Here is a 21,742-nt window from a genome sequence, read left to right as displayed (position 1 = left end):
TTTCTGCAAGGTCCTTGACAGCGGGTTTCAGCCAGGACCACGATCTGCGTCAATCGCTCCTCCGCTACCGCCATTCCGGAGGTCTCTGTGCGCAAACCCCGCCTGTCCCTAGCGCCCTTCGCGTCCTCGCCATCGGCGCGCAAAACCCTTTCCGCCGTCGCCGGTCTCCTCCTCGGCGCCGCCGCCCTCACCGTGCCGCTGCTGTCGGCGAACCGGGAGGCCGAGGCGGCGACCGGCACCAACGACGTCATCGCCAACCTGTGGCTGTGGCCGTGGACCTCGGTCGCCGCCGAGTGCACGAACGTGCTCGGCCCGGCCGGCTACGGCGCGGTGCAGGTCGCCCCGCCCGAGGACTCGATCAGCGTCGCCGGCCACCCGTGGTGGGACATCTACCAGCCCGCCGCCTACGACCTCAACAGCAGGATGGGCACCCGGGCCCAGTTCACAGCCATGGTGAGCACCTGCCACGCGGCCGGGGTCAAGGTGTACGTCGACGCCGTCATCAACCACATGACCGGCGCGAACCAGTCGAGCACGACGGCGTACGGCGGCGCGAGCTTCACAAACAACTACAGCTACCCCAGCGCCGGCTACTCCTCGTCGGACTTCCACTTCTACCCCGCCGACTGCCCGCAGTCCGACAACCAGATCCACGACTACAACAACTCCGCCGAGGTCTGGAACTGCCAGCTGGTCGGCCTGTCCGACCTCAAGACCGGCACCGACTACGTACGCACGAAGATCGCCGGCTACCTCAACGACCTCATCTCGGTCGGCGTCGACGGGTTCCGGGTCGACGCGGCCAAGCACATCCCGCCCGCCGACCTGAGCGCCATCAAGGGCAAGCTCACCAACCAGGGCGTGTACATCGCCCAGGAGGTCATGCCCGGCGGCTCCGGCAGCCTCGCCCCGGCCGCCTACGAGGGCATCGGCGGCGTCCTGGAGTTCAACTACGCCACCAACCTGAAGAACCAGTTCAACGGCAGCATCGCCAACCTGCAGACGTTCGGCCCGAGCTGGGGCCTGGAGCCCAGCGCCAAGTCGACCGTGTTCGTGTCCAACCACGACACCGAGCGCAACGGCTCGACGCTCAACTACAAGGCCGGCACGACCGACACCCTCGCCAACGTGTTCATGCTGGCCTGGAACTTCGGCACACCGAACGTCATGTCGTCGTTCAGCTTCAGCAACAACGACGCCTCCCCGCCCGCCGACGGCAACGGCTACGTGACCGCGGTCAGCTGCGGCAGCGGGTGGGAGTGCCAGCACCGGCAGCGGGCGATCAAGAACATGGTCGGCTTCCACAACGCCACCCGGGCCGACACGACCGTGGGCAACTGGTGGTCGGACGGCTCGAACGCGATCGCCTTCTCCCGCGGTACCAACGGCTGGGTCGCCATCAACAACAGCGGCTCGGCGGTGGGGTCCCGCACGTTCGCGACCGGGCTGGCGGCGGGCACCTACTGCGACGTCATCCACGGCGACTTCAACGCCGCCGCCGGCACCTGCTCCGGGCCGACGGTGACGGTGAACGCGAGCGGCCAGGCCACGCTCGGCGTCGCCGCCAAGGACGCGGTGGCGCTGCACACCGACGCCCGCGTCACCGGCGGCGCCACCACCTCGCCCACGCCCGGCGGTGTCGCCTTCACCGTCACCGGCGCGCCGACCGGCAACCCGATCTACCTGGTCGGCTCCGTCGCGCAGCTCGGGTCGTGGAACACCGCCTCAGCGATCCCGATGACGGCGAGCGGGTCGTCGTGGACCACGACGGTGAGCCTGCCCGCGAGCACCGCCATCGAGTACAAGTTCATCGCCAAGACCTCCGGCGGCGCCGTCACGTGGGAGCCGGGCAGCAACCACACCTACACGGTCCCGGCCAGCGGCACAGGCACGATCAACACGACATGGAACGGCTCGTCGACGACCGACCCGGCGGTCACCTTCAACGCCAACGTGACCACCACCTACGGGCAGAACGTCTTCGTGGTCGGCTCGATCCCGGCGCTCGGCTCGTGGAACACCAGCAGCGCGATCGCCCTGTCCTCGGCGAACTACCCGATCTGGTCGGCGACGGTCACCCTGCCGGCGAACACCTCGGTGGAGTACAAGTTCATCAAGAAGAACCCCGACGGGTCGGTCATCTGGGAGAGCGGCGCCAACCGCACCCTCAGCACCGGCACGTCGGCGCAGACGGTCAACACGACCTGGAAGTAGTGCCCCGCCTGACCCTCGCCCCCGGCGGCCATCCGCCGGGGGCGTTGCGCGTCCGGGGTTCAGGGCTTGCGGCTTCCGGGCTCGGCCTCCGGGCTCCGGCCTCCGGCCTCCGGCCTGACGAGGCCGCTTCAGGGCTTGCGGGCGACGAGGCCGTAGATGCCGAGGTCGGGGCTGACCGGGCGGGGGTCGGCGGGGTTGTCGGGGCGCCACTCGGTGACCGGGACGATGCCGGGCTCGATCAGCTCCAGGCCGGTGAGGTAGCGCTGCAGGGTGGCCTTGGAGCGGGCCCGCACGTCGGTGCCGCCAGCGGCGAACATCTTCTCGTAGGCGGCGACGCCCTCCGGGGTGCTGAAGTCCATCGTGCCGTGGCTGAGCACGAGGTGGCTGCCGGAGGGCAGGGCGCCGACGAGGCGGCTCACCACGTCGGCGACCTGGTCGTCGTCGTGCACGAAGTGCAGGATCGCGACGAGCAGCAGGGCGACCGGGCGGTCGAGGTCGAGGGTGGCGAGCAGGTCCGGGTGGGCCAGGATGGCGTCCGGGTCGCGCACGTCGGCCTCGAGGTACGCGGTGCGACCGCGGGAGTCGCCGACGAGCAGCGCCTGGGCGTGGACCAGCACGATCGGGTCGTTGTCGACGTACACCACGCGGGACTCCGGCGCGATGCGCTGCGCCACCTCGTGGGTGTTGTCGGGGGCGGGCAGGCCGGTGCCGATGTCGAGGAACTGCCGGACGCCGGACTCGGCGAGGTAACGCGCGGCGCGGCGCAGGAACGCGCGGTTGGCCCGGGCCAGCTCCACCACGGCGGGAAAGGCGGCGGCGATCGCGTCGCCGGACTCGCGGTCGGCGGCGAAATGGTCCTTGCCGCCGAGCCAGTAGCTGTACCGCCGGGCCGGGTGGGGCACCGTCGTGTCGATCCGCAGCTGTCCGCCGTTGGCCACTCCGCCATTGTCCACCAAGCGAACTTACCGGATGTCCGGCCGTGCGCCGACAGCGGTCAGCCGCGGCCATGACCGCCAGGGCGACGTGGACACCGCGGAGGAGCCGGACCCGCTGCTGCCGCCAGAGCTCTGCACCCTCGCGCTGCAGGTCATCCGCGAAGAGCCCGAGGTCGAGGACCTCGACATCTGACGGGGCGCGCCCTCAGCCGAGCCGGCCGGCCTGTTCGTCGCCGGCCTGGCGCGCCCTCAGCCGAGCAGGCCGGCGACGAGCGCCTGCAGGCCGTGGCGGTACGTGTCCTCGCCGGTCAGCGCCGGCCAGCGCTCCGCCAGGGACGACAGCCGCGGGTGGGTGGCCGGGTCCAGCCGGCCGAGGACCTCGGCGTCGCTCGCGCGCCGGGCCGCCCGCACGATGATCTCGCCGGCGGTGTAGTACCAGATCGTGCGGTAGACACGCACGGCCTCGTCCGGGCCGAGCCCGCACGCCACGGCCGCGTCGACGATGGTCTCGACGATCCACAGCGCGGAGCCGGCGACCAGGTCCTCGGCGGTGAGCACCTCGACGATCCACGGGCACCGCGCCAGCACGTCGTGCATGGTGGTGGCGGCGGCGACCAGCCGGGCCCGCGGCTCGTCCGGCAGGCACGGCCGGTCGACGCCGCCGGCGTAGTCGTCGAGCAGCAGCAGGAGCAGCGCGTCGCGGTTCTGCACGTGGTAGTAGATGGCCATCGGGGTCGTGCCCAGCTCCGTGGCCAGCTGCCGCATCGTGAGCCGTCCGATGCCGCGGTCGTCGATCACCCGGCGAGCGGCGGCGAGGATCTCGGGCCGGGAGATCTTCGGCGGGCGCCCCTGCCTGACCCGCGGCCGCGTCGAATCGGACATGATCCGCACATCCTACGGCCGTTCGGCGAGCTTGATCGGCTCCTGCGCAGGTACCTCGCCGCGCGGCCGCCGGTACCGTGGGCGACATGGACGATCCGTACGAGCTGTCCCGTTTCGTCGCCGCCCAGGAGTACAGCTACGCCGAGGCCCTGTCCGAACTGCGCGCGGGCGTCAAGCGCAGCCACTGGATGTGGTACGTCTTCCCGCAGATCGCGGGCCTGGGCCGAAGCTCGATGGCCGAGCGCTACGCCATCCGCTCCCTGGACGAGGCCCGCGCCTACCTCCAGCACCCCGTCCTCGGCGCCCGCCTGCTGGAATGCGCCGACGCCCTGCTGGCCGACACAACCCACACGGCCGCCCAGATCCTCGGCGACATCGACGCCCTGAAGCTGCGCTCGAGCATGACCCTGTTCGCCCACGCCGAACCCGCCGAGCGCCGCTTCACCCGCGTCCTGGACCGCTTCTACGATGGCCTGGAGGACACCGAAACGGTCCGCCGCCTGTAGGTACTGGATCGACTACGCTGCGCATAGATGAAGATCGGTAATTTGCGTGGTGGGTTACGGTGAGATGAGCGGAGCCGCACCGGGCCGGGGGTTTCCGCAACGCATCCGGAACTCGCCACCCGCCAGCGCTGAGCAGCCCCGGCCAACCCACAGGAGGGTGTCACGCGCGCCGGCTGGGCTTGTTGGTCATCGGCTATCAGCAATCGGTCGTCGGCTCTCGGCTCTCGGTTATCGGCTCTCGGTTACCGGCCGAGTCGCAGGAGGGGGGCATAGCGGGCGACGTACTCACACCCGGACAGCGCGGCGATCCGGTCCATCACCACATCGGTGGCCTCCCGGGCCGTCCCTTCACCAACCCCGACCGGCGCCCCGAACCGAAACGTCACCCGGACCCTGCGCACGAGCCGCGGCACCCGGGCATCGATCGGCTGGACGAGGTCGGTCCCGCTCACCGCGAACGGCACGATCGGCACCCCGGCCTGCCGCGCGAGGCGCACTGCGCCGGTCCGCCCGCGGTACAGCCGCCCGTCGGGCGAGCGGGTACCTTCGGGGAAGACGGCGACCAGGCCGCCGGCGCACAGGACGGGCACTGCGGCGTCGAACGCGGTGAGCACCGCCCGCCCGCCGGCCCGCTCGACCGGGATCGCACCGAGGCCGGCGACGAGCCTGGCGGCGACCGGGTGGCCGCGGAAGTACTCCGCCTTCGCCCAGAACGCGATGTGCCTGGGCACGACGGCGCCGAGGAACAGCTCGTCGGCGACGGACAGGTGGTTGCCGGCCAGGATCGCGCCGCCGGCAGGGATGCGGTCCAGGCCGTGGACGTCGGGGCGCCAGGCCACGCGCAGGATGGTGCCGGCCGTTGCTCGGGCCAGGCGGTACAGCGGCGGCATGGAGGGCCGCCGCGAAGCCGGGCCGCGCTCGGACACGCCGGCCGAGACTGCCGCTGACGCGCTTCCGGACGGGTCGGATGCACCGCCGCCACCTGGTTGGGCGGGTCGCTCCTCCGTGGCTGAACCGCCGGGCCGCGCCGCCTCCTCCGCATCGCTGTCCGGCAGGCCGGGCCGTCCAGCCGCCGCACCGCCGGGCCGCCCCGGCGCCTCCGCGCCACTGTCTGGCAGGCCGCGTCGCTCAGGCACTGCCGTGCCGGGGTCCGGCGGGCCGAGCCGTTGCGCGGGCGGCGTGTCGGTGGGCGCTCCCGCCAGCCCGACGGGCATGCCGTTCGCCCGTGCGCGCTCCGTCGGGGCGCCTTCTGGTGCGCTTGAGATGCTATTTCGCGAAATATCGGGCATTGTCGTACTCCCTGGGTTTGCGGGTGAAGCGTGGGGTTATGACGGGCCCGCGTGGGCGGCTACGGCGGCGTCGATCAAGGCGGGCAGGGAGTCGGGGCCGGCGGCCAAGGGCAGGCTGCCCCACCACCACAGCTGGATGATGCCGTGCAGGTTCGACCACAGGGCGCCCGCGGCGGCGACGGGATCGGGCGTCGGGCGCGCCGCCGCCAGCAACGCAGCCAGGGACTCGAACAGCGGCAGGCTCGTCTCCCGCAGGCCCAGGCGGTCCGAGCGCAGCAGGTCGTGCCGGAACATCAGCTCGTACATGCCGCGGTTGGCCGTCGCGAACTCCACGTACGCGTGCGCCAGCGCCGATAGCCGGGCCCGCGGCGGGCCCTCCGGCGGGACCGCGGCCAGGCACGCGCCCAGCGACGCGAAGCCCTCCCCCGCGATGGCCGACAACAGCTCGACGTGCGTCGGGAAGTAGCGGCGCGGCGCGCCGTGTGAGACGCCGGCGCGCCGGGCGATCTCGCGCAGCGACACGGTGCCGCCCTCGGCCACCAGCTCCACGCCGGCCCGCACCAGTCGATCGCGCATAGACACTGTCTACCACGGGGGCGTAGACAGTGTCTACCGAGGAGACTTGAGGCATGCAGCGACCCATGGAGTCTGTCTGGGACTATCCGCGACCGCCGCGGGTCGAGCCGACGCCGCGGCGCATCGTGGTCCGGCACGGCGGGCGGACCGTGGCCGACTCACAACGGGCGGTCAGGGTGCTCGAGACGTCGCATCCGCCGGTGTACTACATCCCGCGCGACGACGTCGCGGCCCACCTGGAGCCGTCCCGTACCAGCACGCTCTGTGAGTTCAAGGGCGTGGCCGGCTATTGGGATCTGCACGTCGGCGACGCGGTAATCCAGGACGCCGCGTGGGAGTACGCTGCGCCATCGGCCGGGTACGAAGTGCTCCGTGGGCGGCTGGCGTTCTACCCGGGCAAGGTCGACGAGTGCACGGTCGACGGGGAACGGGTCGTGCCGCAGTCCGGGGACTTCTACGGCGGCTGGGTCACGGCCGAGATCGCGGGGCCGATCAAGGGCGCACCGGGGACCCAGGGCTGGTGACAAGAGCAGCGCCACGGTACGCCCCGGCCGATGCCGCGAATTTGGGCAGCTGGCCGGTCAACGACCAGGGCGTACCGCGTTGCTGCACACCACTGTGCCAACCGATCCTGACGCGGCACTGAAACGGCGCCACCCCGCCGCATCAGCCGAAGAGGCGAAGAGCCGACGAGGCAGAGAAGCGGAGAGCAAAGAGGAGGAGAGGCGGGGAGCCGGAGAGGCGGGGAGCCGGAGAGGCGGGGAGCCGGAGAGGCGGGGAGCCGGAGAGCCGGAGAGCCGGAGAGCCGGAGAGCCGGAGAGCCGGAGAGCCGGAGAGCCGGAGAGCCGGAGAGCCGGAGAGCCGGAGAGCCGGAGAGCCGGAGAGCCGGAGAGCCGGAGAGCCGGAGAGACCAGGGCGGATCGGGTAGCCGCAGAACAGGTCCGCGCGGCCGGAGCCGGCCCAGGCCCGCAGCGCCGCGGGGTTACGCGCGCACCCGGGCGGCCAGCAGCAGCGCGCCGGCCAGGCAGTAGCCGAGCCCGTTGACGACGAGGACCGGCACGACGCCGAGGCGGTCGCCGAGCACCCCGGCCGCGAGGGCACCGGCGAGCATGGCGGCGGCCTCGACGGCGTTGAACGCGCCGAAGACGCGGCCGCGGTGGCTGTCGGCGGTGTGGGTCTGGAAGAGCGTGAAGAGGCCGGCGAGCATGAGGGCGCCGGGCAGCCCGACGGCGAGCATGATCGCCACGGCGGGCCACCAGACGGGGGCGAGCGTCGGGTAGAGGAACAGGACGAGGTCGAGGGCGCCGAAGGCGAGCGCGCCGCCGCCGGCCAGGCGGCCCGGGCTCAGGCGGTGGCCGGCGGACGCGGCCAGCAGCCCGCCGGCGATGCCGCCGACGGCCTGGACGGCGACGATGAGACCGTAGATGCCGGGGCCGGCGTGCAGCACGTCGCGGACGAACGGGGCGAGCAGGGTGCCCATGGCGGCCTCGCCGACGCCGGTGACGAGGACGAAGACGAGCAGCAGGCGCAGGGCCGGCTCGGTGGTGGCGTGGCGCAGGCCGTCGGCCCACTCGCGCAGCAGGCCGTGGGCGAACTCGGCGCCGGGGGCCGGGGCGGGGCGCAGGCGCCACAGCAGCGCGGCGGCGGCGAGGAAGCTCGCGATGTCGACGGCGGCGAGCAGGGGGATGCCGCCGGCCGCGGCGACGACGCCGCCGGCGAGGGCGCCGAGGAGGCGGGCGATGTCGCGGTTCTGGGTGTTGAGGGCGTTGGCGGCGACCAGGTCCTGGGGTGGGACCAGGTGCGGTACCACGGCGGCCTCCGCGGCCACGAAGAACTGGCTCAGCGCGCTCTGCGCCGCCGTGACGAGGTAGACGATCCACACCTGGCCGGGTTCATGCACGGCCAGCAGCGGCAGCAGGCCCGCGGCGAGCAGCAGGTTGGAGCCGATCATGACCCGGCGGCGGTCCCACCGGTCGGCGAAGACCCCGGCGATCGAGGCGCAGGCTAGCTGGGGCAGCAGGCCGGCCAGCAGCGTGGTGGCGGCGGCGAGGGTGGAGCCGGTGAGCTGGTAGACGGCGTAGGCGAGCCCGGCGCGCAGGATCCAGTCGCCGGTGAGCGACACCAGGCCGGCCGCCAGCAGCAGCCGCAGGCCGGGGTGGCGGGCGAGGACGCGCACGTCAGCCTCCGGACCGGGTCGGCGGTAGCGGGGTGCAGATGATGGTGAGGTCGACCGGCCGGGCCCCCTCGGGGCGGGCGGCGGCGTCGCCGAGGCGGCGGCGGGCGACGAGCGGGTCGATGAGCGCGTCGAGGGCCTGGCGCAGCTCGGCCATCTCGTCGGCGGTGAGGTACACGAGGCTCTGGCCGATGCCGGTGTTGTCCCGCCAGACCGGCTCCTCCTCGCCGCGGCGGCGCTGCCATTCGGCCAGGTTGCCGACCGCCCGCTGGGCGACCAGCTGCTCGAGCGCGTCAGCGGCCAGGCCGGCCCCGGCGTCCCACGAGTAGGAGGTGGCGGTGACCCGCCACGGCCGCTCCCGGTTGTCGGCGGCCTCGGCCTGTTCCACGAAGCCGTACTTCGCCAGCTGCCGCAGGTGGTGCGAAGCCAGCGCCTGGCTGACCCCCAGCTCGCGGGCCGCCTGCGCGGCGGTCATCGGGCCTTCGCGCCCGATGAGCTCCCGCAGCTTGAGCCGCAGCGGGTGGGCGAGCGCCCGGATCGCCACCGGATCGGATACCAAAGACATGCTTGGATTCTCGGCCGCGGCTCGGATAGATGTCAAGCATATGTTTGGAATGCAGGTCGGGCGGCCGACGTATCGGGACCGTGGCCTGGTCGGGGTATCTTCGGGCGGTGCGGACCGTGACGCGGCTGGTCGCGCTGCGGCGCGCCGATCTGGACGGGGGACAGTGCCCCGTCCCGGACGAGTGCGTCGCGGCTCTGCGCGACGGCGCGGCGGTGCTGCTGAACCGCCACCCGCAGGAGGCGGCGCCGGCCGACGGCGTCCTCGAGGGCATCGCGTGGCCGCCTGACTTCCACCCCGGCGTGCTCGTCACCGTGTCCTGGTCGGCGGCCCGCAACGAGGTGACGCTGCGCACGACCCCGCTCGAGGAGCCGATGCGGGTCGACGGCGTCGATTACTTCCACGAGTACGACCCCGCGGTCGCCACCCGGGAGTGCCCGCCGGGCACCTCGAACCGGGGGAAGGTGCTGCACGCGGTACGGCGGATGGGCCGGGTCTTCGACGACGGCAGCGCGGTCTTCGCCGAGTCCGAGCTGACCCGCAAGGCCGGGCTGGGCCGCGGCACGAGAGGCCTGTTCCTGCTGCGCAACGCCGTGGAGCAGTTGATCCGCGAGGGCTTCGTCACCCGCGTGCCCGGCAGCGTCGACCGGGCCGGCGTCCCGTCCTACCCGGCGGTCGAGGGCGAGGAGCCCGCCGACATGCTCTTCTACGCCCCGCTGATCGAGCCTGCCCCGACCCCCGGCGCCGAGCCGGGCGAGCGCCGCGAGCACTGGGTCAACGGCTTCCTGCGCCGCCTGCCGGAGGGCTCTCAGCCGTCGCAGCGCCAGCGGGCCCTGCACGAGCGGATCACCGAGGGCGCCGAGGAGCTGGCCCCCGGCTACACGTTCGTGAAGAAGCACCACCGCAACGGCTAGTGTCCTGAGGCGTACTCGTGGCGATGTCGCAGGGGCAAAGTTGGGCACCTCACCCGTCGACCGGTGCACGGTGAACGTGGGAAGCGTCCCGGGCTCGGCCCGCCGTTCGGCCGTCCAGGCCGGTGGCGGGCAGGTTCGCGCTCGGCTGATGGGGTCGGGACGTGGTGGAGCCGCCATAGTAGTCGTGGGGGTAACGCCCCATCGTGGAGGACGGGAAAGCCGTCCACAGGGCGAAGGGCGGCAGCGAGTTCGCAGTGCAGGAACTGGCATGGCGGGAGATCGCCGGTGAACACCGGCGTGCCGGGACCGCAGGCCGAACTGGCTGAGGACCGGGTACTACGGATCCAGACCAAGCTGCACCAATGGGCGACCGTCGATCCTGGTCGCCGGTTCGATGATTTGTGGAATCTCGTCTGCGATCCCGCCATGCTGGTCGTGGCCTGGCGGCGGGTGCGGGGCAACCGAGGGAAGCGGTCCGCCGGGGTCGATGGGGTCAGACCTGACGCCATCGAAGCGCCGGAAGCGGGGTTCCTGGCCGAGCTACGAGATGATCTCAAGGCCCGCCGGTTCACCCCGATGCCGGTGCGGGAACGAATGATCCCGAAACCGGGAACGACGAAACGTCGTCGGCTGGGCATCCCCACCGCGTGGCGCAAGCGGAGCATAAGGTTTCTCGGGTCGACATCGCGAGTGCCTCCGACTTTCCGAGGATGCGGAAACTCGTGCGCGAAGCTCTGGTTAACGCCGGGATCGCGGAGCAGATAGAGCATGCGGTTGCCCGAATCGTTCCACCAATCGAGCCTTAAGCGCTGTCCAACCGGACCCAGCTAGGTGTTGACACGTACGCGTCAACACGCGGGCACGCCCGACATCGATTCCGGCCGCCCTCAGACAGCGGCGGGGCCCTCACCGGTGCCAGGTTCTCGTGATGGCCCAGCTTGTCAAGGTGGAGCGCCCTACCGGACGAACGACCTTGACAAGCTGGGCCATCACGTCAGAGAAGATGGCGGCGGGGAGGGTGTTGCCGCACCGCGAGTTCCGCTCAGAGCCCGAGTTGCTCCACCGATCGACCTTCACGCCCTGGTCCTCGGTTGCGCCGGCGGGCCGGGCGTTGTTTTGTCTTCCGTCAGTCTGGCGCTGCTGACTCCGGTGCGGGCGCCGGGGGCTTGCCGAGCTGGAGGGCGAAGCCCGCAGGCTCGGGCGCGAAGCGACCCCCAGGCGCCGCGGTGCGCCGCGTCAGCGGCGCCTTGACCCCGTACAGAAATTCATCACACGGCGCGTGTCGAGTCGCGTGTCGAGTCGCGTGTCGAGTCCGTCCGGCTCCATGTCGGTCCAGGCCATGCACCTTGTCTGCTAGTGCCGCATCTAGTCACGTTTGCCTCGTTCTGATCGACGCTCCAGTCTCCCCCGAGGTGTACACCTCATCAGGCGCCTGCACTGTCACCACAAGACACCACAGATGTCGTCGGGATCCCGACGTATCCACGGATTACGTGCTAACACCGATGTCCCGCTGCCGATGGATTTCTACCTTGGGCGCAATCCACCGACCGAGGAGCCAGGATGTCGGACCCGTCTTCACCACCGTCCCCGCACCGGCCGCAACCGGCGCCGGTGGCCGTCGACACTCCGGCGATTCCGGCACGCAGGAACCGGCGTCGACTGCTCGCCGTCGCGGCGGCTGCCGCGCTTGCGATCATCGTCGTGGTGATCGCCCTAGCCGCTCAAAACAGCTACAAGCCGACGCGGCTCGCCACCCTCACCGACCACAAGGCCGCGGTGTCTTCCGTGGCGTTCAGCCCGGACGGCAAGACCATGGCCACCGGCGACTACGACAGCAAGGTGATCATGTGGAACGTGACCGACCCGGCCGTGCCGACCCGGCTCGCTACCCTCACCGACCACAAGCATGTGGTGGAGTCGGTGGCGTTCAGCCCGGATGGCAAGACCATGGCCACCGCCAGCGACGACAAGGCGGTCATGGTGTGGAACGTGACCAACCCGGCCGCGCCGACCCGACTCGCCACCCTCACCGACCACGAGGACGAGGTGTATTCGGTGGCCTTCAGCCCGGACGGCAAGACCATGGCCACCGCCAGCCACGACCGCACGGTCATGGTGTGGAACGTGACCAACCCGGCCGAGCCGACCCGACTCGCCACCCTCACCGACCACAAGCACTGGGTATCTTCGGTGGCGTTCAGCCCGGACGGCAAGACCATGGCCACCGGCGGCTACGACGGCACGGTCATGGTGTGGAACATGACCAAGCCGGCCGCGCCGACCCGACTCGCCACCCTCACCGACCACAAGAACCTGGTGAAGTCGGTGGCGTTCAGCCCGGACGGCAAGACCATGGCCACCGCCAGCGACGACGAGACGGTCATCGTGTGGAACGTGACCAACCCGGCCGCGCCGACCCGACTCGTCACCCTCGCCGGCCACACGGATACGGTTCGGTCGGTGGCCTTCAGCCCGGATGGCAAGACCATGGCCACCGCCAGCGACGACAAGACGGTCATCGTGTGGAACGTGACCAACCCGGCCGCGCCGACCCGACTCGCCACCCTCACCGACCACAAGCACTTTGTATCTTCGGTGGCGTTCAGCCCGGATGGCAAGACCATGGCCACCGCCAGCCAAGACAGGACCGTCATGGTGTGGCGACTACCTGCCGCCTGACCTCTGCTACCGCAGGACGCCGACGATTGGGCCTGGTATGGGCTTGGACAACGCGCCGGCGGGATGAGCGTGAGGCAAACGCGACCAGATGCGGCACTAGCCTCAATACCGCTAACTTAGGGCGTCATCGATGGTAGCGTTGTGGCGTGCCGCGTGCGGGTCAGTCGAGGTCGGGTGAGCGTCTCTCAGATCGCGTTGCGATTGGGGTGTTGACGGCGGCGTTCCCGCCGTCGCTTGTGGATGCGGCGCTTGCCTCGACCGGGCGTCTGGAGCAACGCAGTCGGCTGCTGCCGGCCCGGCTGGTGGTCTACTTCGTGCTGGCGATGTGCTTGTTTTCCGGGCAGGGCTACGAGGAAGTCGCTCGGCTGTTGACCGAGGGGCTGCGTGAGCGGTGGCGCGGGCAGTGGACGGTGCCGTCTTCGGCGGCGATCGCGAAGGCCCGGTCACGGCTGGGTGTCGAACCGGTCAAGGACCTGTTCGCCACGGTGTGCCATCCGGTCGCTGATGACGCAACCCGAGGCGCTTTCTATCGTGGCTGGCGCCTGTGCGCGATCGACGGGACGACCTTCGACCTGCCGGACTCCACGGCAAACGTGGATGCGTTCGGGCGACCACCCCGATCCGGACGGGGTGAACTGCACGTCGGTCATCCGCAGATCCGGATGGTCGGCCTGGTCGAATGCGGCACTCACGCCGTGTTCGCCGCCGAGATCGGGCCGCTGCGCACCGGCGAGCACGCTCTGGCTCGCCAGGTCTTTGCGTCCCTTCGGCCGGACACGCTGCTGCTTGCCGACCGTGGATTCTTCGGTGTCGAGCTGTGGCAATCGGCAGCCGCGACCGGAGCGGACCTGCTGTGGCGGGTCCGCAAGGACATCGTGCTTGCCGTGGTCGAGCAGCTGCCCGACGGCTCGTATCTCAGCGAGATCTTCGACCAGAAGGACATCCACCACACCCGCCGCGGAGTACGGGTGCGCGTGGTGGAGTACATGATCACCGGCCACGAAGACGTCTACCGGCTGATCACCACCATCATGGACCCGATCGCCGCGCCAGCGGCGGAACTGGCCGCGGTCTACGCCCAACGATGGGAGTTCGAGTCCACCCTGGACGAGATCAAAACCCATCTCGGCGGTCCGCATCTGGTTCTGCGTTCCCAGTATCCCGACGGGGCCGAGCAGGAGCTCTACGGATTTCTGCTCGTCCACCACGCCATCCGGACCCTGATGCACCAGGCAGCCCGCGAAGGCGACCACGACCCCGATCGGATCTCCTTCATCCGCTCACTGCGAGTCGCACGCCGCCAGGTCACTGACCAGGCGGCATTTTCCCCCCGGCAAACTCGCCCGCGCACTCAACGCCACGCTCACTGAGCTCCGTCACCGTCTCCTACCCGAACGACGGCGGCGATCCAATCCTCGCGTCATCAAACGAAAAGTCGCCGGCTGGCCCCTCAAACGGTCCCAGCACTACGAACCACACCGCCCACCCGAACCGATCGTCACCATCGTCGGCGCCACCAAACCCACCCGGGTCAAACGAACAAGACCCCTTTAAGTTAGCGGTATTGGCACTAGCCTGGGCCCTTCGTTGAGGGCTGCCCACATGGTGGGTCGATAAGGAACGGGTGCCTTCTGAGCTGGGAAGATAGGACTTGCTGAGGGTCGTATCCATCCCAACGAAAGGCACCCGCAGGGTGAAGGTTACCGGAACACGCCCGAAGATCGTCGTGAGTGCGGACGGGCGTGGCGTGGTCGGACATGCCGGCGCCCGGCTGCTCGCTGACGTCGCTGATGCGACCGGGCTGACCGCTGCCTGCGGCGACGCCCTCGCTGACTTGCGGCAGCGGCGCGGTGTGCATGACCCGGGCCGGGTCGCGGTCGATCTGGCGGTGATGCTCGCCGACGGTGGCGAAGCGATCTCGGACCTGGCCGTGCTGCGCGATCAGACGCAACTGTTCGGGCCGGTCGCGTCGGACTCCACGGCGTGGCGGCTGCTGTCCGATATGGACAGTGCGGTCCTCGCCCGGCTGCATGCCGCTCGCGCTGCGGCACGGGAACTGGCCTGGGCGCAGCGGATCGAGACCCGCGGCGGCCTGCCCATGACGACCGCGGCCGGTCTGCCGGTCCCGGGCCTGGTCCTCGATCTGGACGCCTCCATCGTGATCTGCCACTCCGAGAAGGAGTCCGCGACCCCGACCTGGAAACACACGTTCGGGTTCCATCCGCTGTTCTGCCTCCTGGACAACACCCGTGAAGCGCTGTCCGGGATGCTGCGCGAAGGCCGGGCCGGGTCCAACACCACCGCTGATCACATCACCGTCCTCGACGACGCCCTGGCCCAGATTCCCGACGCGCACCGGCACGGCACCCCGATCCTGATCCGCTCCGACTCGGCCGGCTGCACCCACGGCCTGCTCGCCCACATCCGCGAACTGCGCGGACACGGCCTGGACACCCGCTTCTCCGTCGGCGTTGCGATCACCGAACCGATCCGGCAGGCGATCCTTGCCGCCAAACAGCACGGCCAGTGGGTGTCCGCTCTTGATGGCGACGGAGAACCCCGCGACGGCGCCGAGATCTGCGAGCTGACCGGCCTCGTCGCCGCCGACGGGTTCCCGGCCGGGACCCAGTTCATCGTGCGCCGCGAACGACCGCACCCCGGCGCGCAGCTGTCGCTGTTCGACACCATCGAAGGCATGCGCCACCAGGTCCTCGCGACCGACACCCCACCCAGCCAGGGTTCGATCCAGTACCTCGAGGCCCGCCACCGCGGTCACGCCCGCGTCGAGGACCGCATCCGCACCGGAAAGGACACCGGCTTCGGCCGGTTCCCGTCCCGCGTGTTCGCGATCAACGCCGCCTGGCTGCAACTCGCCCTCACCGCCATCGACCTGCTCGCCTGGACCCAGATGCTGCTCCTGGACGGCGACCTGGCCGCCGCCGAACCGAAGAAGCTGCGCTACCGGCTGCTGCACGTCGCGGCCCGCATCACCCGCACCGCCCGACGAACCCGGCTACGCATCGCCGAACACTGGCCCTGGGCCACCGATCTGGTCACCGCGTTCGACCGGCTCACCGCGCTACCCCGACCGCTCACCTGAACCCGCCGCCACGACCCGACGAGCAATCCTGGAGGAACCCGGTCATGCGCCGGGCCGCGACCATGCCCCGGGCATCAGCCGCCGTCCAATAGAGATCAACCAGACATCCGCGGCCCTTGATCAACACTTAACGAAAGACCGAGGCTAATCCGCCGTTGACAGGTCAGGCGCAGGCCACCATCGCCGGCACCCCGCAAGGGGGCATCCTTTCGCCCCTGCTCGCAAACGTGGCACTGTCCGTGCTCGACGAACACTTCACCGAGCGCTGGCAGACCAACAGCGGCACCGACTATCAACGGACCAAGCGTCGCCGGGCTGGGCTGCCCAACTACAGAATCGTCCGCTACGCGGACGATTTCGTGGTGATGGTCAGCGGCAGCCAGGCACACGCGGAAGCCCTCCGAGCAGAGGTCGCCGAGATCCTCGCGCCGATGGGTCTGCGCCTGTCGGAGGCAAAGACGAAGGTCTGCCACGTCGACGAGGGCTTCGACTTTCTGGGCTTCCGCATCCAGCGGAGGCGCAAGCGAGGCACCGGCAAGCATGTGGTCTACACCTACCCGTCGAAGAAGGCGCTGGCCTCCATCGTCGGGCGAGTCCGCACGCTGACCAACAGATCATCACACCCCGCTCTTGCCGTCCTGCTGCGCCAACTCAATCCGGTGCTGCAGGGCTGGTGCACCTACTTCCGCCACGGGGTGTCCAAAGCCACCTTCGGCTACCTCGACCAGTACGCCTGGCATCGGGTCGTCCGCTGGCTGCGCAAACGACACCCTCACACGAAGATGGCCGTCCTCATCCGCCGCTACCTACCCGGGTGGCGACCAACCGAGGGCGAGGCGACGCTGTTCCAGCCGCAGCAGGTGACGGTCAGCCGCTACCGCTACCGGGCGAACAACATCCCCACACCCTGGGCAAGAGCAACACCAGGACCCGCCGCGCAAACGGCATGAACTCGTGGAGAGCCCGGTGCTCGGAGACGGGCACGCCGGGTTCGGCGGGCGGGCTGCAGAAACGTAACGTGAGCAATCACATCAACGCGCTTCAGCCCGACCCAACTTAACGCTGCTGTCCGCAGGATGTGTCGCGGTTCCGGCAGGGTGGTGGCGTTGGGTAGTGTCGATGTGTGACGGGGGCAGGACCACGGCGGCGGGGGCCGAACCGGGCGGTGCCGTGGCGGTGCGAGGGTCCGGTGTCGGTGCTGCGCCTGCCGCTGGACGTCCACGAGCCGCGGACGCGGCGGACGCTGGAGCGGGTGTTCGCGGCCGCGTTCACCGTCCGGCGGGCCGTCCAGCGTGACGCCCGGGCCCGGGTCGACGCCTACTGGGCGGCGTGTCGTGAGCGGGCGGCGGCTGGGCCGGACGCGGTCCGGGGCCGGCTCGGGTTGTCCCGCAGCGGGCTGGAGCACGCCGCCTACCGGCATCTGGACAAGGCGCCACATGTGCGGCGGTATCTGACCAAGGCCCTGGCCATGCACCTGGCCGCCGGGGTGTGGGAAGCCACCGAGCGGCACCTGTTCCCCGACGCCTCCGGCCGCCGGCACGGCCGGCCCCGCCCGGGCGGCTGGTGGCAGTTCGCCACGATCCCGGGCCGGGCCCGTTCCCACACCCGCGCCCGGAAGTGGGAGACGTTCCGGCTGGTGGGGAGCCTGGCCGGGCATGGCGCCACGTTCGGGCACGCCGGCCGGTTGTGGCAGCCGCGGCGGATGCCGGCCGTGACCGCCACCACCGCCGGCCTGCCGGTGCGGTCATGGTGGGATCACGACGGCCCCCTCGCGGTGATCCTGACCGGCCTCGGCGGAGACGACCTCGTCCTGCCGGTGCGGCTGCCGCAAGGCCCCGCCCGCCGCCCCGTCCTGGAGCACTACCTCGCCGACCCGAACCGATGGCACAAGATCGACCTGGTCCGGCACCGCGACCCTGGCGCGGCGGGTGGGTGGCGGTACGAGGCGCACCTGATGATCCTCGGCCCCGGCTACACCTCACCCGCCGTAACCCAGCGCCGCCAGGCAGCCGCCCAACTCGAGCGGCGGGGCGGCGTGGACGTCAACGTGTCCAACCTGACCGTCGTGTCCGTCCCCACCAGCCCGGACGGCGAGTTGGCGGCCAGCCGGATCGCCCGTACTGGCGAGCACGACGCCGCCCTGGCCGCCGAGCGGCTGCGGCAGCGACGCCGTAACCGGGCCCTTGAGCGGTCCCGGCGCGCCGCCAACCCTGGCCAGTACCGGCTCTCGCCATGCCAGCAGCGCCGCGCCGACCGCCGCCACGCGGCCGGGCTGCCACCGGTGCAGACCACCATGCCCGCCGGGCCGCGGGTCGCCAACACCGCCGGGATACCGGTCCGTGCGTACCGGCGCGACACCCTGACCAACACCTACCAGCGGCTGCGAGGCCGGGCCGCGGCCGACGGTGCTGCCCGTACCCGGGCCGGGCACACCCGCGCCCGCATCGCCGCGGCGGCCCTGGTCGCCGTCCACGGCCACAGCCTGGTTGTCGAGGACACCGACATCCGTGTCTGGGCCCGCCGGTGGGGACGCGGCATCCACGCCTTCACCCCCGGCATGCTCCTGGCCGCCCTGCGCCGCGAAACCACCGCCGTCGCCGCCCAGGCCAGCTGCGGACTTGGGCTGGTGCGGGCCGGGACCCGGCACACCGCCTGGACCCAACACTGCCTCTGCAGCCAGCGCATCCCCAAGAGCTTGGCGGACCGCCGCCACCACTGCCCCAGCTGCGGGCTGACCGGCGACCGCGACCTCGTCGCCGCGCTGATCGGCGCGCACACCGTGCTCACCGACCCGGCCCAGCCCAGCACCGCCCGGGTCGACTGGGACGCGGCACGGGCCACCCTCGACCGGTATGGGATCGAGACCATCAACGAAGGGCTGCAAGGAGCCCTGACCGAGTCAACCGGAACCCACCACCCCGACCCCCACCAACACAGTGGACGGCCGCGGCGGCCGCAGCCCACCACCGGCCAACACGGCCAGCGGCAGGGCGCTCGGCGAACCTTCGGAACGAGCCCTCGACAACCCCGGATGAGCCCCACCACCACACCAGTGGCCAGGACCACACCGGAACGACGAGACGCACACCCCGGACTGTTCATCAAGCCCGGCATTACAACCGGACTTCGACACAGACCTTAGCGAGGTGCGTGTTCCAGCTCAACATCGCCGGCGGGGTGGTGCGGGCGATCCGGTCGGTGGTGAACCCGGACGAGCCGCGGGCACGGCCGAGGGGTGACGGGCCGCGGGACGACTCAGATCGGGTGCTCCCACGGCACGAGCGTCTCGAACGCCCGCCCCAGCAGCAGCCGCAGCGGCTCGGTGTGCTCGTGGAGGTAGGGCAGCAGCGGCGCTCCCGGCTGCGGCGGGTCGGGCAGCCCGCCGGGGTCGAGGCGGCACAGCCCAAGCAGCGCATCCGGCCCCAGCCCGGGATCGTCGAGCGCGGCGAGGGCGGCGCGAAGGTCCGGCGGCCCGGGCGGCACCGGCCGGACGTCGTCCCACCACTCGACCGTGACCCAGTCGCCGGGGAACCACTGCAGGGCCTGCCGCAGCAGCTCGGCGTGGGCGGCGACGGGCGGGCCGAAGAGCCGGTCGAGCGCGGGCCCGGCGGCGGCGAGGTTGGCCAGGGCCCGCTCGCGCCCGGCGACCGAGGCGCTCGCCTCGACCCATTCCTGCTCGTCGTCGGTCCCGACGGGCGCCGGGCCGTGGCGCACGTCGCCTTCGCGGAACAGGGCGAGCCACAGCAGCGGCACGGCCCCGTCGGCCACCGCAACGATGTGCTGCGCCTCGAAGGCGCCGTGCTGCTCGCTCGGGTAGACCTCCGGCCAGGGGCTCACGCACAGAAAGGCCTTCTCGTCCACCCTTGCACCCTATCGGCGCGGGCGCGTCAGCACTTCGGGACCGGCGGGAACGAGGAGGCGGCCGCGGCGGGGGACGGGGCTGAGGACTCCACAGTGGACGGCGACGGGGACGCCGTCGGGGACGGCGACGGGCCGCCGTACAGCAGCGTCTGGGTGGGCTGGAAGTCCTTCGGGCCGAGCGCCAGGCCCTCGACCGTGGCCTGGTGGCCGTACACGTCGGCGACACGCAGCGTGACCGGGGACGTCACCGCGCCCGAGGGGGCCGCCCAGGTGTTGTCCTCGCCCCGGCGCATCGGGGCGAAGCCGGCCGGCGTCTGCAGCTCCACAGTGGACAGCGGGTTGCCGTGGTTGTTCAGCACCGCGGTCAGGGCCGAGTAGGCGGTGCCGCCCTTGAGCTTCACCTGCAGCGGGCCGACCTGCGGGTCGCGGGCGGTGCCGTAGGTGACGGGGATGATGCCGGCGCTCAGCGCGCCTACCCGGGCGAAGGCGCCCTTGCCGAGGTCGATCTTGCCGGTCGGGCAGCTCGGGCACAGGTCCACGACCTGGACGCGCGTGGTGCCGTTCGGGCCGGTGACGTCGAGATAGGTGCCGCAGGCCTTGCCGCCGGCGTACTCCGCCCTGCCGACCGCGGCGTAGAGGCCGTCGGCCGGGGTGCCGAGGTTGCACATGCCGTTGCGGCCGGCCGAGTAGTACGACGCCGAGCCACCGGCCGCGCACGCGGCGCTACCGCCGACCTGCGTGGCGAGCACCACGGCCACCACGGCGGCGACGAAGACGGTCACGGCGGGCACGGCCCAGCGAAGATGACGGCGGTTCACGCCGCGGATTGTACGGTCTGGTAATTCATATCCATGGACTTCCCGTCGTACCTCGGCACGATGCCGATGCACGCGATCACCGAGATCTATGGCGAGCCGGGACTGCGGGAACGCTTCCGGATCGAGATCGAGCGCTTCGCGCCGCCCGACCGGCAGCGGCTGGCCGCGGCCCTCGAGCTGGCGGCCGAGCTGCACCGCGACGACCGGCGGGTGCGCGAGCCGTACCTCAACCACCTGCTGCGGGTGGCGATCCGGATCATGCACCACTACGAGGTGTCCGACGTCGACGTGATCGCCGCCGCGGTCCTGCACGACAGCGCCGAGGACCACCCGGCGGAGCTGGCCGGCCGGGACGGCGGCAGCACCGAGGAGGCCCTCACGGCGCTCGCCGCGCGGTTCGGGGCGCGGACCGCCGGGCTCGTGGCCGCGGTCACCAACCCCGAGTACGACCCGTCATACGACCGGCACGAGCAGTACCGGGAGCACGTCAGGGCCAGCCTCGACCGGGAGCCGTGGGCCCGGGTCATCAAGGTCTCCGACTTCACCGACAACGGGGTCGGTGTGATCCACACCACGGGGCCGAAAGTGGAGCGGTCGGCAACGAAGTACCGCCCCATGGTGCCGGTGCTGCGCGAACTCGTCGCCCGCCCGGACACCCCGCTGTCGCGTCTGGTGAAGCAGCACATCTTCCGTCAGCTCGACCTCGCCGAGGAGCGGTTCGCGGCCATTCTTGACGGGAGGTAAATATGCGAAGGTATTCACTGTGACGATGGTGGAACTCGCGGTCGGGTGGCTGGCGTCGCACCTGTGGAGCCACGGGCAGGCCGAGCCGCGGGAGCCGGCCGTCGAGGAGCAGCTGCGCGGGCTGGCCGGCCTGGTGCGGGCCAAGCTGGAGGACGAGCCCGCCCTGGCCTCGCTGGAGCGCGAGGCCGCCGGCTCCCCCACCCCGACCGCCGGCACCCGGCGCCGGGTGGTGCAGGCCCTCGAGGACGCCGTGTGGACCGACCCGCATTTCGGCGAGGCCCTCGCCGCGGTCGTCGAGCGCCTGCGCCCCGTCATGGCCCGGCCGGCCGACTGACGCCGAGCAGCACCACAGTCGTCGAGCGCCTGCAGCCGGTCATGGCCCGGCCGGCCGACTGACGCACAGCAGCACCACAGTCGTCGAGCGCCTGCAGCCGGTCATGCCCCGGCCGGCCGGCTGACGCCGAGCAGCACCACACCGGCGACCCC

Annotated in this window: 20 protein-coding genes; 12 read left to right on the top strand and 8 right to left on the bottom strand. The window is 71.3% G+C overall.

Features of this window, described 5'->3' with window-relative positions; all coding sequences use genetic code 11:
* Positions 1-87 precede the first annotated feature (87 nt).
* Positions 88-2,214, top strand: a complete 2,127-nt coding sequence (locus ABD352_RS41110) for a carbohydrate-binding module family 20 domain-containing protein (protein WP_344618007.1) — start codon at positions 88-90, stop codon at positions 2,212-2,214.
* A 128-nt stretch (positions 2,215-2,342) separates the two neighbouring features.
* Here the strand turns inward: ABD352_RS41110 and ABD352_RS41105 are convergent, their stop codons facing one another.
* On the bottom strand, positions 2,343-3,167 hold the full coding sequence (locus ABD352_RS41105; protein WP_344618006.1) for an SAM-dependent methyltransferase: 825 nt from the start codon (positions 3,165-3,167) through the stop codon (positions 2,343-2,345).
* Positions 3,168-3,183: 16 nt separating this feature from the next.
* Here ABD352_RS41105 and ABD352_RS41100 point away from each other — a divergent pair, with 16 nt between their 5' ends.
* Positions 3,184-3,342 (top strand): hypothetical protein, encoded by a 159-nt coding sequence (locus ABD352_RS41100; RefSeq protein WP_344618005.1) that lies wholly within the window; start codon positions 3,184-3,186, stop codon positions 3,340-3,342.
* Positions 3,343-3,398: 56 nt separating this feature from the next.
* Here the strand turns inward: ABD352_RS41100 and ABD352_RS41095 are convergent, their stop codons facing one another.
* The gene (locus ABD352_RS41095) at positions 3,399-4,031 is read right to left on the bottom strand and encodes a TetR/AcrR family transcriptional regulator (protein ID WP_344618004.1); all 633 of its coding nucleotides are present in this window, start codon (positions 4,029-4,031) and stop codon (positions 3,399-3,401) included.
* Positions 4,032-4,117: 86 nt separating this feature from the next.
* On the opposite strand from ABD352_RS41095, the gene ABD352_RS41090 reads away from it, so the two are divergent.
* Positions 4,118-4,537: a DUF1810 domain-containing protein gene (locus tag ABD352_RS41090; protein ID WP_344618003.1), complete on the top strand. Its 420-nt coding sequence runs from the start codon at positions 4,118-4,120 to the stop codon at positions 4,535-4,537.
* Between the two features lie 242 nt (positions 4,538-4,779).
* Here the strand turns inward: ABD352_RS41090 and ABD352_RS41085 are convergent, their stop codons facing one another.
* Together ABD352_RS41085 and ABD352_RS41080 are read right to left on the bottom strand one after the other, a co-directional pair.
* Positions 4,780-5,427: a lysophospholipid acyltransferase family protein gene (locus ABD352_RS41085; RefSeq protein ID WP_344618047.1), complete on the bottom strand. Its 648-nt coding sequence runs from the start codon at positions 5,425-5,427 to the stop codon at positions 4,780-4,782.
* Positions 5,428-5,862: 435 nt separating this feature from the next.
* Positions 5,863-6,402 (bottom strand): TetR/AcrR family transcriptional regulator, encoded by a 540-nt coding sequence (locus tag ABD352_RS41080; protein ID WP_344618002.1) that lies wholly within the window; start codon positions 6,400-6,402, stop codon positions 5,863-5,865.
* A gap of 65 nt (positions 6,403-6,467) precedes the next feature.
* Between ABD352_RS41080 and ABD352_RS41075 the strand changes: the two genes are divergently transcribed.
* Positions 6,468-6,926, top strand: a complete 459-nt coding sequence (locus tag ABD352_RS41075; RefSeq protein ID WP_344618001.1) for a DUF427 domain-containing protein — start codon at positions 6,468-6,470, stop codon at positions 6,924-6,926.
* Positions 6,927-7,384: 458 nt separating this feature from the next.
* On the opposite strand, the gene ABD352_RS41070 is transcribed toward ABD352_RS41075, so the two are convergent.
* Both ABD352_RS41070 and ABD352_RS41065 read right to left on the bottom strand, forming a co-directional pair.
* The gene (locus tag ABD352_RS41070) at positions 7,385-8,578 is read right to left on the bottom strand and encodes an MFS transporter (protein WP_344618000.1); all 1,194 of its coding nucleotides are present in this window, start codon (positions 8,576-8,578) and stop codon (positions 7,385-7,387) included.
* A 1-nt stretch (position 8,579) separates the two neighbouring features.
* Complete coding sequence (locus ABD352_RS41065) at positions 8,580-9,140, bottom strand: ArsR/SmtB family transcription factor (protein WP_344617999.1); 561 nt, start codon at positions 9,138-9,140, stop codon at positions 8,580-8,582.
* Positions 9,141-9,247: 107 nt separating this feature from the next.
* Between ABD352_RS41065 and ABD352_RS41060 the strand changes: the two genes are divergently transcribed.
* The 6 genes from ABD352_RS41060 to ABD352_RS41035 all read left to right on the top strand — a co-directional run bounded on the left by ABD352_RS41060 (position 9,248) and on the right by ABD352_RS41035 (position 18,975).
* Positions 9,248-10,051 (top strand): hypothetical protein, encoded by an 804-nt coding sequence (locus ABD352_RS41060; RefSeq protein ID WP_344617998.1) that lies wholly within the window; start codon positions 9,248-9,250, stop codon positions 10,049-10,051.
* Positions 10,052-11,755: 1,704 nt separating this feature from the next.
* Positions 11,756-12,733 (top strand): WD40 repeat domain-containing protein, encoded by a 978-nt coding sequence (locus tag ABD352_RS41055; protein ID WP_344617997.1) that lies wholly within the window; start codon positions 11,756-11,758, stop codon positions 12,731-12,733.
* Positions 12,734-12,879: 146 nt separating this feature from the next.
* Entirely contained in the window at positions 12,880-14,103 is a 1,224-nt protein-coding gene (locus ABD352_RS41050; protein ID WP_344617996.1) for an IS4 family transposase, read from the top strand.
* 323 nt (positions 14,104-14,426) lie between these two features.
* On the top strand, positions 14,427-15,833 hold the full coding sequence (locus ABD352_RS41045; RefSeq protein WP_425553863.1) for an IS1380 family transposase: 1,407 nt from the start codon (positions 14,427-14,429) through the stop codon (positions 15,831-15,833).
* A 155-nt stretch (positions 15,834-15,988) separates the two neighbouring features.
* Positions 15,989-16,783 (top strand): group II intron maturase-specific domain-containing protein, encoded by a 795-nt coding sequence (locus tag ABD352_RS41040; protein WP_344617995.1) that lies wholly within the window; start codon positions 15,989-15,991, stop codon positions 16,781-16,783.
* Between the two features lie 239 nt (positions 16,784-17,022).
* Entirely contained in the window at positions 17,023-18,975 is a 1,953-nt protein-coding gene (locus ABD352_RS41035) for a hypothetical protein (protein WP_344617994.1), read from the top strand.
* 113 nt (positions 18,976-19,088) lie between these two features.
* Here the strand turns inward: ABD352_RS41035 and ABD352_RS41030 are convergent, their stop codons facing one another.
* On the bottom strand, positions 19,089-19,694 hold the full coding sequence (locus ABD352_RS41030) for a hypothetical protein (RefSeq protein WP_344617993.1): 606 nt from the start codon (positions 19,692-19,694) through the stop codon (positions 19,089-19,091).
* Positions 19,695-19,720: 26 nt separating this feature from the next.
* Complete coding sequence (locus ABD352_RS41025; protein WP_344617992.1) at positions 19,721-20,512, bottom strand: expansin EXLX1 family cellulose-binding protein; 792 nt, start codon at positions 20,510-20,512, stop codon at positions 19,721-19,723.
* Between the two features lie 33 nt (positions 20,513-20,545).
* On the opposite strand from ABD352_RS41025, the gene ABD352_RS41020 reads away from it, so the two are divergent.
* Positions 20,546-21,256, top strand: coding sequence for an HD domain-containing protein (locus ABD352_RS41020; RefSeq protein WP_344617991.1), 711 nt, complete (start codon positions 20,546-20,548; stop codon positions 21,254-21,256).
* A 19-nt stretch (positions 21,257-21,275) separates the two neighbouring features.
* A complete protein-coding gene (locus ABD352_RS41015) occupies positions 21,276-21,590 on the top strand; it encodes a hypothetical protein (RefSeq protein ID WP_344617990.1) in 315 nt (104 codons plus the stop codon).
* The last annotated feature ends 152 nt before the right edge of the window (positions 21,591-21,742 follow it).

The organism is Dactylosporangium salmoneum, assembly GCF_039532525.1.
Lineage (GTDB): Bacteria > Actinomycetota > Actinomycetes > Mycobacteriales > Micromonosporaceae > Dactylosporangium > Dactylosporangium salmoneum.
This window is presented reverse-complemented; position numbering and strand designations above follow the sequence as displayed.